Genomic DNA, 15,793 nt, shown 5'->3' on the forward strand with positions numbered 1-15,793 from the left:
CTATGAGTGAACGTACTTCAAACCGGATATTTGATATTGTCATTGTTACCTGTGTAGCCTTGTTCGTGTTGTTCTGTCTGGCTCCGTTCTTGCATGTTATCGCAGTATCTCTAAGTTCTAACCGGGCCATTACTTCCGGTGAAGTCACGATATTTCCGATTGAGTTGAACTGGAATGCTTATGGTCAGGTGTTCTCGGATAATGCAATGATCCGCTCTTTGGGATATACGGTGATGCTGACGGCAGCGACAACCCTGCTGTGCATGATCTTTACCATTGCCGCAGCCTATCCGCTGACCAAGGGTTATCTGAAGGGCCGCAAGACGTTTATGGTTATTATCATTATTACCATGTTCTTCAGCGGCGGGATTATTCCTGAATATTTGCTGATGCGCGACCTGCGTCTGCTCGATTCCACCTGGGCACTTATTCTGCCTGGTCTGGTCAGTCCATTTAACCTGATTATCCTTATTTCCTTCTTCAATAATATTCCCCAGAGCTTGGAAGAGTCGGCTGAAATCGATGGCAGCTCCTTCTTGCGTACACTGACTAGTATCGTCCTCCCGCTGTCCATGCCTGTGCTTGCTACGCTGGCCCTCTTCTATGCGGTAGGCAGATGGAACGGTTTCCAGGATGCCCTGATGTACATTAATAGTCCGGAGCTGTATCCGCTGCAGCTCAAGCTGTACCAGATGGTACAGAACAATATGGTCTCCGAGCTGACGCTAATGGAAGGTGCCAGCCGCACAAGGCTGACACCGGAGAGTCTGAAAGCCGCGACGGTTATATTTGCAACGGTGCCGATTCTGCTGGTCTATCCGTGGCTGCAGAAGTATTTTGTCAGCGGCGTTATGCTGGGTGCCGTTAAAGGTTAATGCAGCTGGTTATATTCGTGCAGAACAGGAAAGGAGAACGCAGTTTTGGACGACAAAGGAGCATTTTCATTCTCAACCTGCTGGAATATGAAGCGCCACACGACAGGAGACGGGCTGCTGAGGGAAATCCTCGGGCTCGGCTTCCGCAGGGTGGAGCTGAACTATAATGTGACTGAAGAGATGCTGGGGACGATCGAGCCGATGATTGAGCGGGGGGAGATCGGCATTTCCAGTGTTCACAACACCTTCCCTCATGTTCCGGACCCTGATTACGGTACGGATTCCGTGCTGCTCGGCTTCGAGGATAAGGAGAAACGGCAGCGGGCCATCGACCTGCTGGTCCGCTCTGCAGAGTATGCTCAGCGCTACGGCGGTGAGGCTGTAGTTGTCCATCCCGGGGAGGTTCCCTTCCCGAATGATATTGCCAAGGAGCTGGAGCAGCTCTACAGCGGAGAGGGCAAGGATTCCCGCGCCTTCCGCAGCAAATGGGCGGAGCTGCTGGAGCGGCGGGAGACCTACAGTGCCGGATATGTGCGGACGATTACCGAGAGCCTGTACGAAGTATGCGATAAAGCGGCCGCCAAGGGGCTGAGCGGCATCCGCTTCGGCATCGAGACACGCTCCCGGCCGCAGCAGATTCCGACGCTGGCTGAGGCCAAAAGAATTATCCGGGCGCTGAAGGGCGCGCCCGTCGGCATCTGGTATGATACCGGACATGCGATAATGATGGACCGGCTGGGGCTCTATGACAGTGTGGGGGAAATGGACGGACTGATGAATGACATTGTCGGCGTCCATATCCATGAGACCATCGGGCTCTCGGATCACTGGTGCCCCTATGTGAACAGCGGGGATATGCATTTCTATGATGCTTATCTGCCGATGATTGAGCGGGCACAGGTGAAAGTATATGAGCTGAAGGCGGCCTGCCTGCCGGAGGATATTCATGAGAGCCACCGTCTGCTTACGGCCAAGCTGGCGGAACGGGGGGCGCTCTGATGCAGAATGCAGAAGAACGTCATTCGCGTAATGAAGACGGTGAGTTAAGCCCGGAAGACCGCAGACTGGCGGCCGCCTATGCTCCGCGTCTGCTGTTTGACCGGAACGAGCCTTTTTACCCCGTCCGTTTCGGCGTGACGGTACTGCGGGAGGACGGGGCTTCCCCTTCCTTCCGGCGCAGGCTTAAGGTGAGCCGGCCGGATGTTGCGGCTGTCATAGAATACGCTATTTATTATGATTACGATATTCAGCATCTGTACGATCTGGAGCATGTATGGGTGTATATCGGCAGTAACGGTGAGGTTGCGGACGTCGAAGCCAGCTTTCACGGCAAATATCTGAAAGGGCTGGTGCGCGGCCGGGCCAATCTGAGCGGTACACGCGCCAGCCTGTATGTGCAGCCCGGCAAACATGCCCTTTCACCGCTGTCTGAGGTGTTTGAGCTGCTGCCGGGTTTCGCCGCTTGTACGCAGGAGGCGGCAGGGGCGGACGGGCTGATCTTCGGTGACTGCTTCCGCGGCCTGCTGGCTTCGGACGAAGGAATGGATCAGAAGGTACATGATTATTTGCAGACCTGCCGGTTTACTCCTTCCTTAGACTACGAAAACTGGGAGTATAATGACCGGGAGGAGCTGTTCGTTTCGTGGAACAAGCTGTTTGCGGAAATACCGGAACGTGTCCGGAAAGAGCTGGAGCAGCTGTAATACCGGCGCCGCCGGCGTTGCGGAATGTTAAATGCCTATCATGGAGGAATGACAATGTATAAGCAACTGGTGGACAGTAACGATAGAGCAGTGGAAGAAGGCTTAGCCCGGCAGGTGCTTGATCCGGAGAGCCGCTATTACGGCGGTACGATTGATCCATTCACCGGTGTTGCCTGGGTCAATCATACGACCGGGACGCCGACCGAGATGTGCTACTGGGGCGCTGCACTGGCGAATCCCGATTCACAATACTACCGCGATGAGCAGCTGCTGGAACGTCTGGGGCTGGCTGCGGAGTTCGTGCTGCGCGGCCAGCATGCCGACGGCACGATCTCCCCGGGCTGGACGAACTATCATTCCCCGCCCGATACCGCCTTCGTGATTGTCGGCTATGCCCAGCTGTATCAGCTGCTGGCCCGGCAGGACTGGGCGCCGCTTGCGCCTGTGCTTGGCAATATGCGGCTGTTTCTGGAGCGCACCATTCCGGCTATGCTTACAGGCGGCGGCCATACGCCGAATCACCGCTGGGTAATCAGCGCTGCGCTGGCCTATCTGCATGAGCTGTTCGGACTGCCGGAGGCTGTCCAGCGCGCCGAGCAGTGGCTGGCCGAAGGCATGGATATTACGCCGGACGGCGAGTGGACCGAGCGAAGCAACGGTATTTACAGCGCAGTCAGCGATATTATGCTGATTCATGCCGCCCGCCTGCTGGACCGCCCGCAGCTGCTGGACCCGGTCCGCCTGAACCTGCGGATGATGGTCTACCTCGTCCATCCGTCGGGCGAGGTCGTGACCGATTATTCCGGGCGGCAGGATCTGGGGCATGTGCATGACCTGTCCCCGTATTATTTGCCGTACGCGATTCTTGCCCGGCAGGATAATGATCCGGTATTCGCCGGCATGGCCGAATGGGCTGGGCGGGCGCTCAGCAATCCAGGCGTCTGCTCGGTGAACGCGCTGGTACGGATGCTGCTGGAGCCTGAGCTGCAGCAGCCGCCAGCGGCGGAGGCTGTCCTCCCTGAGCGGTACGAGACCGTTCTGAACGGTGAGTTTCTGCGGCACGGATACCTTGCAGGCATGGAGGCAGCAGGCCATCAGGGGCAGATTTCACACAGCCGGCTGCATACCGATTTCGGGGCTCCGGTGGCCCGCTACCGGGACGGGGATACCAGCGTAACGCTCATGACAGAGACTCCATCCTTCTTCGCGATGCGCCATGGTGAGGTGCGGCTCCTGGCTGTGCAGCTGGCTTCCTATTTCAATCCGGGCTTTGTGCCCATGCAGGAGCTGAGCAGGCTGCCTCATGGCTACCGGCTTACAGGAGAGCAGAAGAAGGGATACTACGGACCAGTGGAAACGGAGCGGCTGCCTGAAACGGCCGGCGCGCCGGTCAGTCCATGGTATCTGCTTCCGCACCATATCCGCCCGCTTACCCATGAGCAGACATTCCGCGCAGAGACAGAGGCAGTCCGTACCGGTACCGGCTGGACGATTCGCCTGCATTGTGAGGAGCCGGGTGAGGTCATGAGCCAGCTGTCCTTTATTTTTGGCAAGGAAGGCAGCTTCACCTCAGGCGAACTGGAGGCTGTAGAGGAAGATTGTTATCTCTGGAGCGGCGGTACTCTCCGCTATGAATGCGGGGAGGACTGGATTGAGCTGACCGGGGGTGAGGCAGGGCATCTGGCGACTTCAGTACGTGAGGCGAAGCTGCGGAACAACTGCAAAGCGGTGCTGGTCAACCTGATGACTCCGTTTGATAAAGAGATTACCATAACCCTGTCTCCTTCCCTGCAAAGGGGGAAAACCTGTAAAAATGGTGAACAGCCTTGACTCCTGAGCCTCGTATGTTAGAATGACAAGATTCAAAATTCTAATATAAAGAAGTGAACGGTTATGCCAGAGCCTGGAGTAAAGGGTAAGGTAAAGGTGAAGCGGGGCAGCCTGCTGCTCGATAAGTATTTTTCCGGAGATACGATGGATTACCGCCAGATGATCTCATTATTTATTCCGATTTTGGTCGATCAGGCCTTTGTTGTCGGCCTGAATCTGGTGAACACAGCGATGATCAGCTCGTCCGGTGTGGCGGCGGTCAGCGCGGTGAATATGATAGATTCGCTTAATATTTTTCTGATCAGTGTGTTCATTGCGGTATCTACCGGGGGAACGGTTGTAGTTGCCCAGTACAAGGGGAGCGGCAATGATCTTATGGTTTCCAAGGCCACAGCGGGGGCGGTGTCGTCCGTCTCCCTGATGGCCTTATTTATCGGTTTGTTCGGAATTGCGTTTCACGGTCCGCTGCTGCATCTGCTGTTTGGAGCGGCCTCACCCGACGTTATGGCCAATGCCCGGACGTATCTGATTGGCAGCAGCCTGTCCTATCTGGGGATTGCGGTTGTGGAGGCGGTCTGCGGTGCGCTTCGCGGGATCGGCAGGGCGAGGGCTTCGCTGGTGCTGTCCCTGATTATGAACCTGATCTATGTGCTGCTGAACTTTGTGTTTATTAACGGCCTGCACATGGGCGTGTTCGGCATGACCATCGCTGTTAACGCCTCAAGGTATCTTGCGGCCGTGTGTGCACTGATCTATCTGTTCCGGATGGACAGCACGCTGCATGTGAGGCTGCGGGATCTGCTGGCGTTGAACTGGTCGATGCTGAAACGGATTATGAATATCGGTCTGCCTTTTGCCGCTGAGCAGATGTTTTTCAACGGCGGCAAAATCCTGACCCAGATCTTCATCGTCAGCCTGGGTACTTATGCCATCGCGACCAATGCGATAACATCCACATTAGCCGGAGTTATGCAGATTCCTGCCAATGCCCTGTCCCTGACACTGATTACGGTGGTGGGCCAGTGCATGGGTAACCGCAACGTCAAGGACGCGCGGAAATTCGTCAAGTCGTTCCTTGTGCTGTCCTCGGCTTCCTATGTGCTGATGGCCTTGCTGATTTTCCCTTTATTTAATCCGCTGGTATCGCTGTTCCATCCTCCGGCTGAGATTATCGGCGACATCTTCCTGGTCTTTCTGATCAATTCGATTGCTCAGATTCCGCTGTGGTCGGTCAGCTTCATTACTCCGTCAGCACTTCGGGCAGCAGGCGACTCCAAATTCACCTCGATGGTCTCCATGCTGTCGATGTGGCTGTTCCGCGTTGTGCTCGGCTACCTGCTGGGCATCCAGTTCGGCATGGGGATTGTCGGTGTCTGGCTGGCGATGAACTGTGAGTGGGGTGTGCGCGGCTTCATCTTCATGAGGCGTTTCCTCGGAGACAAGTGGCTGCAGCATAAGGTGATTTAAAAAAAGTTTTTTATAGACACCGGCATCTTATGATGCGGGTGTTTTTTTGGACAAAAAAACAGAGGCCATGATCACTCACAGCCTCTGCTTTCTGCCTTATTAACGTGCGCTTCCGTTCCACTGCTGATCACCTGACAGGTATTTGGCAGTCAGTACCGACAGCAGCTCGATGCCGACTTCGTTCTGTCCGCCTTCAGGGATGATAAGGTCGGCGTATTTCTTGGACGGTTCGATGAATGCCTCATGCATCGGCTTCACGGTCGTCAAATACTGGGTATGGATCGAACGGATGGTCCGGCCGCGTTCTTCAATGTCACGCAGCACCCGGCGCATAATCCGTACATCCGGGTCAGTATCAACAAATACCTTGATGTTCAGCTGCTCGCGCAGCTTCTCGTCGGACAGCACATGCAGTCCTTCAACAATAACGATGTTGTTCGGCATAAGCTCAACGGTCTTGTCCGTAAAACGGGCATGAACCGTGAAGTCATACACCGGAGCGTAAGCAATTTGTCCGGACTTCAGACAATGAAGATGCTCAATCAGCAGCTCCGTATCAAAAGCCAGCGGATGATCATAATTAATCGCTCCGCGTTCCTCGAAGCTGAGAGAGGAATGGTCTTTATAGTAGTTATCCTGGGATATGAACGTTACTTTGTCTGTTCCAAGACGGTCAATAACGGAGCGGGCTACCGTTGTTTTGCCGGAACCGGTCCCGCCGGCGATACCAATAATAAGCATGGTGTTGTAATAAACCTCCCTAAGCAATTGCCTTTGCAATTCCAATATTGTAGCACAGCGTAGGACATATTTCATCTTGGAACCCGGGAATAAACCGTGAATTTTTGAAAAAAATCAGGTTTTCTGCCGGGAAATGCTATAATTTATGAACATTGTTTAATAAGAGTATACCCGAAAGGAGCAATAGCACTTTATGTATGAACAGAAAACATTACTGGAGGCCTATAATTCTGCTTCTATCCAGCTGGCCGGACACGGGAAACGGGATGTGGAAGTGCTCAAACAGGCGTTTGCCGGTATAGAGGGCAATGTTTCCAGTGATATGTACGGCAGCGGCGCAGTCATTGAGGATTTTCAGACGGAAATGGCAGAGGTGCTCGGCAAGGAAGCAGCGGTATTTTTTCCGAGCGGAACGATGGCCCAGCAGATTGCCCTCCGGATCTGGTCAGACCGCAGGGGGCTGAAGACGGTAGCTTATCACCCGCTGTGCCACCTGGAGATACATGAGCAGGACGGGCTGAAGGAGCTGCATCACATTAAGCCGGTTCTGCTGGCGGACAAGGACCGCCTGATTACCCTGGACGATGTCCGCAGCATCGGAGAGGATATCGCCTGTCTGCTTCTGGAGCTGCCGCAGCGTGAAATCGGCGGACAGCTGCCGGATTACGCTGAGCTTGAAGCGATCTCCGCCTACTGCCGGGAGCGGGGGATCATACTGCATCTGGACGGGGCGCGTCTGTTCGAGGTGCTGCCGTACTACGGCAAGACGGCTGCGGAGGTGTGCGCGCTGTTCGACAGCGTATATATTTCCTGCTATGAACGAATTTGTCAATTCTCCTGTTTTCACCCTTTAAACCAAAGGGGTTCAATCCCTTGGGCGTAGAGACAAAATGCGAGTCGTCGGCTGGCACACTGCTATCCGTGGGTTGGTTACCACATGTTATGCCTACGTCGAAGGAGCTGCCGTAAACTTAGTTTCGCACGTCAGATCCGCAGATCCTGTGCAGTGGAAAATCACGGTTTCTCCTCGAACCTTTCTCTTTGTCTCCACGCCCTAAGGATTCAATTTTCGGGAACCTGCCTTTCTACGCTACGCCATTCTTTGTTCTGCATTTCGGGCAATCGACCAGATGAATCCCACTAATTCCCGCCCTACAGCTGCCATCGCCAGATTTCGGTGTTTCCCTCGTTTGACCATTTTCAGATATTTGCGGTGTAACCGTTCCTGTGCTTTCCACGAGGTTTCCTGGACATGCGCACACTGGCCTTCCAGACGCTTTTCTAACTCCCCTTTGACGGCTGGCCGGTGACGGTAACTCCAGGCTGATTCGACAAGTGTACGCCGTACTGCTGCATTGCCGGTTTTGGTTAAACGTCCACGTTTCGTGCTGGCTCCCGAGGAATATTCCCTTGGGACCAGACCTAAATAACTCATAAGCTGAGCTGGCGAACGGAACCGCTCAAAATTCCCAATCTCGACGACCAGCGTCATGGCGGTAAGCAGCGCGATTCCCCGCAGGCCCTGGAGGGCTTGAATCACGGGGGCGTACGGACAGATTTCCGCTTCCTCCCGCATGGCGGCTTCAAACCGTTTGATTCGCTCCTCCACTTCCCGCAGCTCCTGCAGAAGCTCGGCGAATACCCGTTCTTGAGCTGAAAACGCAAACGTCAGGGTGGTTAGCCACTGCCGGTATCTCTTCGTCCAGCGCCGTTTCATTCCTTCCGGTGTGTGAATCTGGTGCCTGAGCAGGAAGTGGATGAGCCGCTGCCGGGTTCGGTGTAACTCGCCACGGGCAGCCTCCCGGGCCCGGATGAGGTCTCGCAAGGCTTCGATTTCTGGAGTTGGCACATGGATCGCAGTCAATTCCCCGGCACGATGGAGCTGGGCCAATCGCTCGGCATCCCGCCGGTCGGTTTTTATCGCATCGCCTGGGCGCTGTGGAATGCGTGAAGGGGCGATAACGGTGCAGGAAATCCCCATTTTCGTCAGCCAATGATACAAGTCATACCCGGTAGGTCCCGCCTCATAGCAGACCTCTAGCGTGACTTCTTGGCTTTGGAGTTTGCGAATTAAACGTCCCACCGCATCGGGCGTGTGGGCAATGGCACTATGATACCGGGCAGGTTCCCGGCCCTCGTCTGCAATCGCCACCACAATTTTTTCTTTAGACACATCCAAACCGACGTATTTTATGGTATTCTTCATAGTAACAGCTCCTTTCGCATGTAGCTCTGAAATGGTGGTTTCTCACTTCCATTTTAACCTACGGTGTGCGAACAGGAGCTGCCTTTCGTTCATCATAACTTATATAAAGGCATCGGCGGAATCGCCGGGGCAATCCTCGCGGGCAGTGAGGACTTTACAGCGGAGTCAAAGATCTGGAAGCGGCGGCACGGCGGCGATCTGATCAGCCTGTATCCGTATATCCTTCCGGCACAGGTTTATTTCCGGCAACGTGCCGGCAAAATGGGGCAGTACTACGAAGAAGCCAAAGAACTTGCAGCGTTGTTCAACGGTTGCGATAGAACTGCTACTCTGCCTGAAATTCCGGTCTCGAACATGTTTCATGTCCATTTCACCTTATCCAAGGCGCAGGTAGAGCCGGTCTTGATCCGGATAAGTGAACAGACTGGTATAGGCCTCGCTGCGCGGCTGAAGGAGACCGGCCCGGACTCCTGCTCCTATGAGCTGAGCATCGGGGACCTGTACAGCGGCATCCCCAAAGCCAAGCTGAAAGAGGCGTTTGAGCTGCTGGACCGGCTGCTGCAGGAAGCTTAATTTCATAAGCAGTTTCAGCCCAAATATACTTTTCAAGCCCGTTTAGTTGTAGAAATACAATTAAGCGGGTTTTTTGCACATTTACGGTCATTATAGTTGTATGGAGTGCAGTTAAGCATATAAAAAAGACACCCCTAAGGGTGTCCGTAACAGCATACTCTATGTCTGGCTCCGCAAAACAACTTTCCGCATCGGGCCTGTAACGATCTGCTTCTCATCCGCGTTCATGCTGAAGGTCCACATGGTGGCCGCGTACAGCACGGAGTAGAGGATGACATACAGGCCGAGCTGGAGGTAGGAGCTGATGCTTACAAAGGTCAGCAGGTATCCGCATACGCCGCCGAGCAGCACGACCGGAATGAAGACCTTAATGATTTCCTTCCAGAAATAGAAGATGTCAAACTTCAATTTATACTTGTAATAGATGTTGTTCAGGATGACATTGACAATCATGCCTGCAGCCGTTGCAATCGCACAGCCGGTGATGCCCCAGACCCGGATGAACACCAGCGTCAGAATGATTTTGAGGATGGCGATGGAGAAATAGATCAAGGCCTTGACCTTGTGCCGGTTCATCGCCTCCAGCATCGTGGCGAACAGCGACTGGACGATCGAAGTAATCTGCGGAATGATGATGATCAGCGCAATCGTGTACGCATACCGGTAGCCTTCACCCAGCCAGATCAGAATGAACACCTGCCCGAACAGCACAAACCCTGACACAATATAGCCTACAATGAGGGCCTGGATTCTGCCTATCTTGACCAGCTCAACCATCAGCCGGGCCTGATCGGCACCTTTGACAATCATTTTGGTAAGCTTGGGCAGATAGAAGCTGGACAGCACATTGGAAAAATTCATAATGTATGTGTTCAGCTGTGTGGAGATGGCGTAAATCGCAATTGGTGTAGCTCCAAGGAACATACCGATAATCAGAGGATCGGCATTCGTATACAGTTGGAAGGCAATGGATGACAGCAATATGTAGGAAGAGTAACTGAATACTTCCTTGAACAGCTTGGTGTCAAAGGTACTGAATTTGACGATTAGCTTCATTTTATATCTGCAGACAAAATAGTTGGCCAGCCCGATAGCGATGTTCAGTCCAAGGGCGACGGAAACCATCCCGACCGATCTCAGACCCATGAACAGCACCAGCACCATCATCGCCGGAGAAATCACGACTCTCAGCAGATTGATGATTTTGAGATAAACAAACCGTTCATAAGCGGTAATAATGGAGCTGTAAATATTCATCGGGAAGGAAATGGCCACATTGACTGCTGCGATAATGAAGATCGTCTTGAGGATGCTTAGCTCAGATTCATTGAGACTGGTGAAAATAGAATTGAAATTAAACACCAGAATCAGGCTGGCAAGCAGGGCAAGCAGGCCGATTCCCGAGAACAGAATCAGGAACATTCCGTTAATGTTCCTCTGGCCGTTCGTATCATTTTCAGAGATGAATTTGGAGTTGAACCGTATAACCGCACTGCCGAATCCGAGATCCAGCAGCACGATATAGGCGATAATGGAATTCACCAGTGAATACAGCCCGTATTCCGATTTCCCCAGGGTTGAAACGATGTAAGGCGTCGAGCCCAGGGAAATGATCACACCCAAAAAGACAGACAGATAGGTAATAATAGCAGCAAGTTTTATATTGGTTTTCAAGGCTACATCGCTTCCTCGCTACAGAAATGTCGTGGCGGATGCTCTAAGCTGTCACGGTAGATGAAGTTGAGAATGGATCTGCGTTAGCCGACAAGGCTTCAACAATCTGATTATAGTGTTCGGCGGAAAAATCATTGTTGTACCGCGGAGCCGGAATCCGGCTTAATTCTTCGATTAATTCCGGAATTTGATTAATATCGTTGGTAAACTTGATATAACCGAGATGTTTGATCCATTCGTAGCTGCCTACAACCTTATAGTTATAGTTACCAAGCGCAATACATGGAGTGGAGGTAATAGCCGCAAAAATCATCCCGTGCAGCCGGTCTGTAATCACAAGCTCTGCCTCTTTAAACTGGTTCCATAAGGTGTACAGCTCGTGCTCCCGTTCTTCAACCGTGATATAACGCACTATGCAGGTGTCGGAATAGGTAAGCTTGTCAAAAGCCTGCGAGGCGCTGTTATGGATTTTTTGCTTTTCCGCCTCATTAAAAATACCTTCCTTATCCGCCCGGATACACATAAGGGCTCCGCTGCGCGCTCTTTGCGGCTCGGTAATGTCCAGCGACATTACAATGTCCGGAGTCAACAAAACATCGTTATTTTTGAAATGTTCCTTCATAATTTCGTACGATGTCTTTTCTCTGGCTACCAGAGTCAGATCCTTGTGGGCGTTGTAGAGGGCTTTTGTTTTTTTGAGCTCCTGGCGGCCTAGCTCGGTATCTCCAAAGTAGATGGTTTGAGGTAAAAGGATGATTTTGTTGTTGGGGAAACTGCTGATGATCTTTCTGCGGACTTCTTCTTCTCTGAAATATTCGATGCCGAAATTTCCGCCGCCCTGGAGCGCGAAGATATCATCAGGGGTAGAATACTCCATCAGGCATTTCCAGTTAGAGGTCAGCCTGTCGGCAACAATCTCAATCAGGGTATACTCGGGAAACGCTTTTTTCAAAAAGTTCATTTGAGCCATCGTAATGGCATGATCACCGAGATTATCGTGTTCCGGGGAACCGACTACGAAGATGGCCTTCGATTTATTCCTGTACAGGTCTCTGTTGGCCATATACCCTCGGAAATACCGGTAAAATTCATTATTGCTTACATAATTCCGGAAAGAGAGCGGGAGCATCTTATGAATAAGGTTAGTCATGTCAGGTTACTTCCCTTCACACGAAGTTTGGATTGATACAGGACTCTATAGGTGTTTGAGCTTGTCAGGATAAGCAAAGTGGCTATCTTCATTTGCTTGCTGATGCTTTTGTTGCGCATGACCTCTTTGAGATGTTTGCTGAAAAAGCTGCCCAGCTCCGCGATATATTCCTTATTGGCACTGTTTTCTCCGGCGATCATCTGAAGATTGCATAGCTCAATGCCCTCGGTCACGTTTCTGGCCAGGGACTTTTCGATCGCTTCAGGGTAGTTTTTATGCTTGATGTCCTCATACAGTTCACGCCAGGCACAGATCCGGTCATAATATTTCCGGTTATTCATCTTGCCTGTAATGCTGTCGCCTCTCCTCAAATACAGATATTTGGGCGAATCCAGGGAAACAACCCTCTCCGCCTGCATGAACAGCTTGTAGGTTGCGAACATATCCTCGAAGTATCTGCCGACCGGGTACCTTACCTTTGCGAACAGCTCCGCCTTATACAGCTTATCCCAGGCCATATTCTTGATCTCGGTATCTTCCAGCAGCTTTTTGAACGCTTCTTCATTATTATAGACACGGATCTCATGGGAGAACTCCTTATCCACATATACACCGTCTTCGACCTCGACATGGCCGCACACTGCAATATCTGCATCATGGGCAGTGATTAGTCCATACAGTGCTTCAAACATATCGGGCTCAATCCAGTCATCGCTGTCTACAAAGCCGATATATTTACCTGCGGCAATATCAATGCCGTAATTGCGGGCGTCGGACAGGCCGCCGTTCTGCTTGTGAATGACCTTCACCCGGGGGTCCAGCTCTTTATAATGCTCGCAGATTTCGCCGCAATTGTCGGGAGAGCCATCGTTTACAAGAATCAGTTCGAAGTCTCTGAAGGTCTGTGCCAGGATGGAGTCGACACATTTTCGCAAATACATTTCAACTTTATAGATAGGCACAATAATGCTTATCTCCGGTTTCATGCAACAATCACTTCCTTTCAAAATAACGGATGACTGGGCCAGAGACAGAAGCATCGACACACGTGTGCTGTACGTACATTGTTGAATGGACGCAATGATTTGTAATTATATTACTATCACAGTTAAAAGATTGTATATACTACTTTAGTTTACTTATAACTGCTTAGTTTCAAGCAAAATAAGGCGCTCCAGTGCCGGAAACGGCTGCCTGAAGCGCCTTGTGACCCTGTAAAAGACGGGCAAAATCAGTTGATTGCCAGGATAAGTGAGCTGTTGAATTGACCACCCTGGGGCAGGGTGATGATGCCGGTTTTGTCCTTCAGCTCACCGCCGAAATCTTCTCCGTCCGCGATGCCCTGCCACGGCTCTATGCAGACGAAAGGGGCATTTTTCGGCTGCCAGAGGCCAAGGTCCGGAAAGCCCTTGGAGGTGACAGTCACGCTTTTGTCCGTAAGCTTGCTTTTAAGAGCAATTGTATCGGACTTCACATTCCGGAAGACCAGCGCTCCGTCCAGAAACAGTTCGTGGGAGAGGGGCAGAAGCTGCTCATTATCCAGTACAGGCGAGCTTTTTCCGCTGATGACGAGGCCGGCATCATTCAGGAACAGCCGTTCCAGCTGCTCCTGTTCGGAGAATTCCAGGTAATAATCGGTGATCGCGCCCTGACCGTCCAGCGGGCAGTTAAAGGCAGGGTGGGTACCCAGCTGGAAATGGATCTCCTGCTCATCGGTATTCTCCACACGGTAGCTGATCTCAAGTCTGCTTCCGCTCAGAATGTAGGTAAGGAACAGATTAAACGAATACGGATAGCTGGCCAGGGTCTGCCCGCTCTGCGAGAGCTGGAAGACAGCCTGAGTATCTGTGGCCTCAACAAGAGTGAATTCGCTGCGTCTGGCAAAGCCGTGATTGCCGATGGTGTAGGTGCTTCCGCCAGTCCGGATCTCTCCGCCGCGGGCTGCCCCGATGATCGGGAACAGTACCGGGGAACGGCCTGTCCAGAATTCTGCATCGCCGCTCCAGATATATTCAGTGCCGGTTGCCAGCAGCTTAAAGCTGACCAGCTCAGCTCCCAGCGAATTAATGACTGCTTCGGCGGAGCTGCTCCGCAGTGTTGTGTTCATGTGTTAAATCCCCTTCCATTCATTATTATAGAATTCATCCTGCATTCACGTTATCGCAGCTCATATTTTACCAAACTCTTCCCTCATGTTCTAACAGAACGTGAGTATTTACCAAAAAACATTATTACAGACTGTACAGTGACTATAATTGGCATTGGTATAACATATAGAGAAAGCATTAATCACATGATCGTCCGAAGCGGAGGGGAATATAACATGCAAATGCAGCAGTTATTGGTGAACGGCGGGAGACTGAAGAATACAATAGAGGCTTTTGCCGATTTTGGACGTACCGATCGCAATGGTGTGACGAGACTGTCGCTGTCGGAGCAGGATGTGCTGGTGCGGGGTTACTTCCGTTCCTGCTGTGAAGAGCTTGGGATGACGGTCAAAGTGGATGATATGGGCAATATGTATGCCACGCTTGCAGGGAGGGAGGAGGGTCCGCCCGTAGTCATCGGTTCCCACCTGGATACGGTGAAGAAGGGCGGCCGATTCGACGGGGTGCTCGGCGTAATTGCCGGGCTTGAAGTGGTTAGAACACTGGTTGATCATGGAATAACACCCCGTCTTCCGGTAACGGTGATGAACTTCACCAATGAGGAGGGAGCGCGCTTCGAGCCTTCGATGATGGCTTCAGGCGTATTGTCGGGCAAGTTCGACAAGGCTGCCATGCTGCAGAAGAAGGACCCGGAAGGAACAACCTTCGAAGAGGCGCTGCTGGCCAGCGGCTACGCCGGAGAAGCGGAGAACCGGATTACGGAAGCAACGGCTTATCTGGAGCTGCATATTGAACAGGGGCCGGTGCTGGAGCGCGAGCAGGTTACGATCGGCCTGGTGGACTGCGTAGTCGGCATGGCCTGTTATGAGATTGAAGTGACCGGTGAATCGGACCATGCCGGAACAACGCCGATGGATATGCGCAAGGACGCGCTGTTTGCAGCAGCAGACCTTATCACTGGGCTGCGGGCCAGGCTGGGAGGGCTTGATTCCGGGCTTGTATACACGATGGGCCGGATGAACGTGCTGCCGAATATTCATACGGTCATTCCGAACAAGGTGATTTTTACGGTGGAAGCCAGACATAAGGATATGGACATTGTCCGCGAGGTGGAAGCGATTATAAACGGCCTGCCGGAAGAGCTGCTGGGCTGCACTGTTCAAAAAAGCAAGCTGTGGGGCCGCGACACGGTCTGGTTTGACCCTCACCTTTGCAGTCTTGTGGAGCAGGCGGCTGTGACACTGGGTTATTCCCGCCGGACAATAGCCAGCGGGGCGGGCCACGATGCCCAGTTCGTAGCCGGATTCCTGCCGTCGGCGATGATCTTTGTGCCCAGCGTGAACGGCAAAAGCCATTGCGAGGAAGAGCTTACCTCCTACGAGGATTGCGAAAAGGGCGTCAATGTCGTGCTGGAGACAGTGCTTGCGGTGCTCAGGGGCTAATGTGTTACTAACGTAAAGGACACC

The 15,793-nt window shown here is 52.4% G+C and carries 13 protein-coding genes and 1 pseudogene; 8 read left to right on the top strand and 6 right to left on the bottom strand.

Going from position 1 to position 15,793, the window contains the following annotated elements; all coding sequences use genetic code 11:
- Positions 1 to 2 precede the first annotated feature (2 nt).
- The 5 genes from AC4G46_RS01165 to AC4G46_RS01185 all read left to right on the top strand — a co-directional run bounded on the left by AC4G46_RS01165 (position 3) and on the right by AC4G46_RS01185 (position 5,875).
- Positions 3 to 875: a carbohydrate ABC transporter permease gene (locus AC4G46_RS01165; protein WP_491126318.1), complete on the top strand. Its 873-nt coding sequence runs from the start codon at positions 3 to 5 to the stop codon at positions 873 to 875.
- Between the two features lie 87 nt (positions 876 to 962).
- Positions 963 to 1,874: a sugar phosphate isomerase/epimerase family protein gene (locus AC4G46_RS01170; RefSeq protein ID WP_491128761.1), complete on the top strand. Its 912-nt coding sequence runs from the start codon at positions 963 to 965 to the stop codon at positions 1,872 to 1,874.
- On the top strand, positions 1,874 to 2,578 hold the full coding sequence (locus tag AC4G46_RS01175) for a hypothetical protein (protein WP_491126319.1): 705 nt from the start codon (positions 1,874 to 1,876) through the stop codon (positions 2,576 to 2,578). Before AC4G46_RS01170 ends, AC4G46_RS01175 begins: the two co-directional genes overlap by 1 nt.
- A gap of 54 nt (positions 2,579 to 2,632) precedes the next feature.
- Positions 2,633 to 4,408: a hypothetical protein gene (locus AC4G46_RS01180; RefSeq protein WP_491126320.1), complete on the top strand. Its 1,776-nt coding sequence runs from the start codon at positions 2,633 to 2,635 to the stop codon at positions 4,406 to 4,408.
- Between the two features lie 63 nt (positions 4,409 to 4,471).
- Positions 4,472 to 5,875 (top strand): MATE family efflux transporter, encoded by a 1,404-nt coding sequence (locus tag AC4G46_RS01185; RefSeq protein ID WP_491126321.1) that lies wholly within the window; start codon positions 4,472 to 4,474, stop codon positions 5,873 to 5,875.
- Positions 5,876 to 5,974: 99 nt separating this feature from the next.
- Here AC4G46_RS01185 and udk read toward each other — a convergent pair whose 3' ends face one another.
- The gene (udk, locus tag AC4G46_RS01190) at positions 5,975 to 6,616 is read right to left on the bottom strand and encodes a uridine kinase (RefSeq protein WP_068722943.1); all 642 of its coding nucleotides are present in this window, start codon (positions 6,614 to 6,616) and stop codon (positions 5,975 to 5,977) included.
- A gap of 193 nt (positions 6,617 to 6,809) precedes the next feature.
- Between udk and AC4G46_RS01195 the strand changes: the two are divergent.
- Positions 6,810 to 7,442, top strand: a pseudogene (locus AC4G46_RS01195) (threonine aldolase family protein); the annotation flags it as partial.
- A gap of 264 nt (positions 7,443 to 7,706) precedes the next feature.
- Here AC4G46_RS01195 and AC4G46_RS01200 read toward each other — a convergent pair.
- A complete protein-coding gene (locus AC4G46_RS01200; RefSeq protein WP_491125419.1) occupies positions 7,707 to 8,822 on the bottom strand; it encodes an IS110 family RNA-guided transposase in 1,116 nt (371 codons plus the stop codon).
- Positions 8,823 to 8,885: 63 nt separating this feature from the next.
- On the opposite strand from AC4G46_RS01200, the gene AC4G46_RS01205 reads away from it, so the two are divergent.
- Positions 8,886 to 9,395: a hypothetical protein gene (locus AC4G46_RS01205; RefSeq protein WP_491126322.1), complete on the top strand. Its 510-nt coding sequence runs from the start codon at positions 8,886 to 8,888 to the stop codon at positions 9,393 to 9,395.
- Between the two features lie 159 nt (positions 9,396 to 9,554).
- Here the strand turns inward: AC4G46_RS01205 and AC4G46_RS01210 are convergent, their stop codons facing one another.
- The 4 genes from AC4G46_RS01210 to AC4G46_RS01225 form a co-directional block, all read right to left on the bottom strand.
- Positions 9,555 to 11,069, bottom strand: a complete 1,515-nt coding sequence (locus AC4G46_RS01210; RefSeq protein WP_491126323.1) for an oligosaccharide flippase family protein — start codon at positions 11,067 to 11,069, stop codon at positions 9,555 to 9,557.
- A 43-nt stretch (positions 11,070 to 11,112) separates the two neighbouring features.
- On the bottom strand, positions 11,113 to 12,132 hold the full coding sequence (locus AC4G46_RS01215) for a polysaccharide pyruvyl transferase family protein (protein ID WP_491126324.1): 1,020 nt from the start codon (positions 12,130 to 12,132) through the stop codon (positions 11,113 to 11,115).
- 83 nt (positions 12,133 to 12,215) lie between these two features.
- On the bottom strand, positions 12,216 to 13,205 hold the full coding sequence (locus AC4G46_RS01220; RefSeq protein ID WP_491126325.1) for a glycosyltransferase family 2 protein: 990 nt from the start codon (positions 13,203 to 13,205) through the stop codon (positions 12,216 to 12,218).
- A 245-nt stretch (positions 13,206 to 13,450) separates the two neighbouring features.
- Positions 13,451 to 14,326, bottom strand: coding sequence for an aldose 1-epimerase family protein (locus AC4G46_RS01225; RefSeq protein WP_491126326.1), 876 nt, complete (start codon positions 14,324 to 14,326; stop codon positions 13,451 to 13,453).
- 216 nt (positions 14,327 to 14,542) lie between these two features.
- On the opposite strand from AC4G46_RS01225, the gene AC4G46_RS01230 reads away from it, so the two are divergent.
- The gene (locus tag AC4G46_RS01230; protein ID WP_491126327.1) at positions 14,543 to 15,769 is read left to right on the top strand and encodes a Zn-dependent hydrolase; all 1,227 of its coding nucleotides are present in this window, start codon (positions 14,543 to 14,545) and stop codon (positions 15,767 to 15,769) included.
- Positions 15,770 to 15,793: the final 24 nt, after the last annotated feature.

This window comes from Paenibacillus sp. fava2, assembly GCF_058313675.1.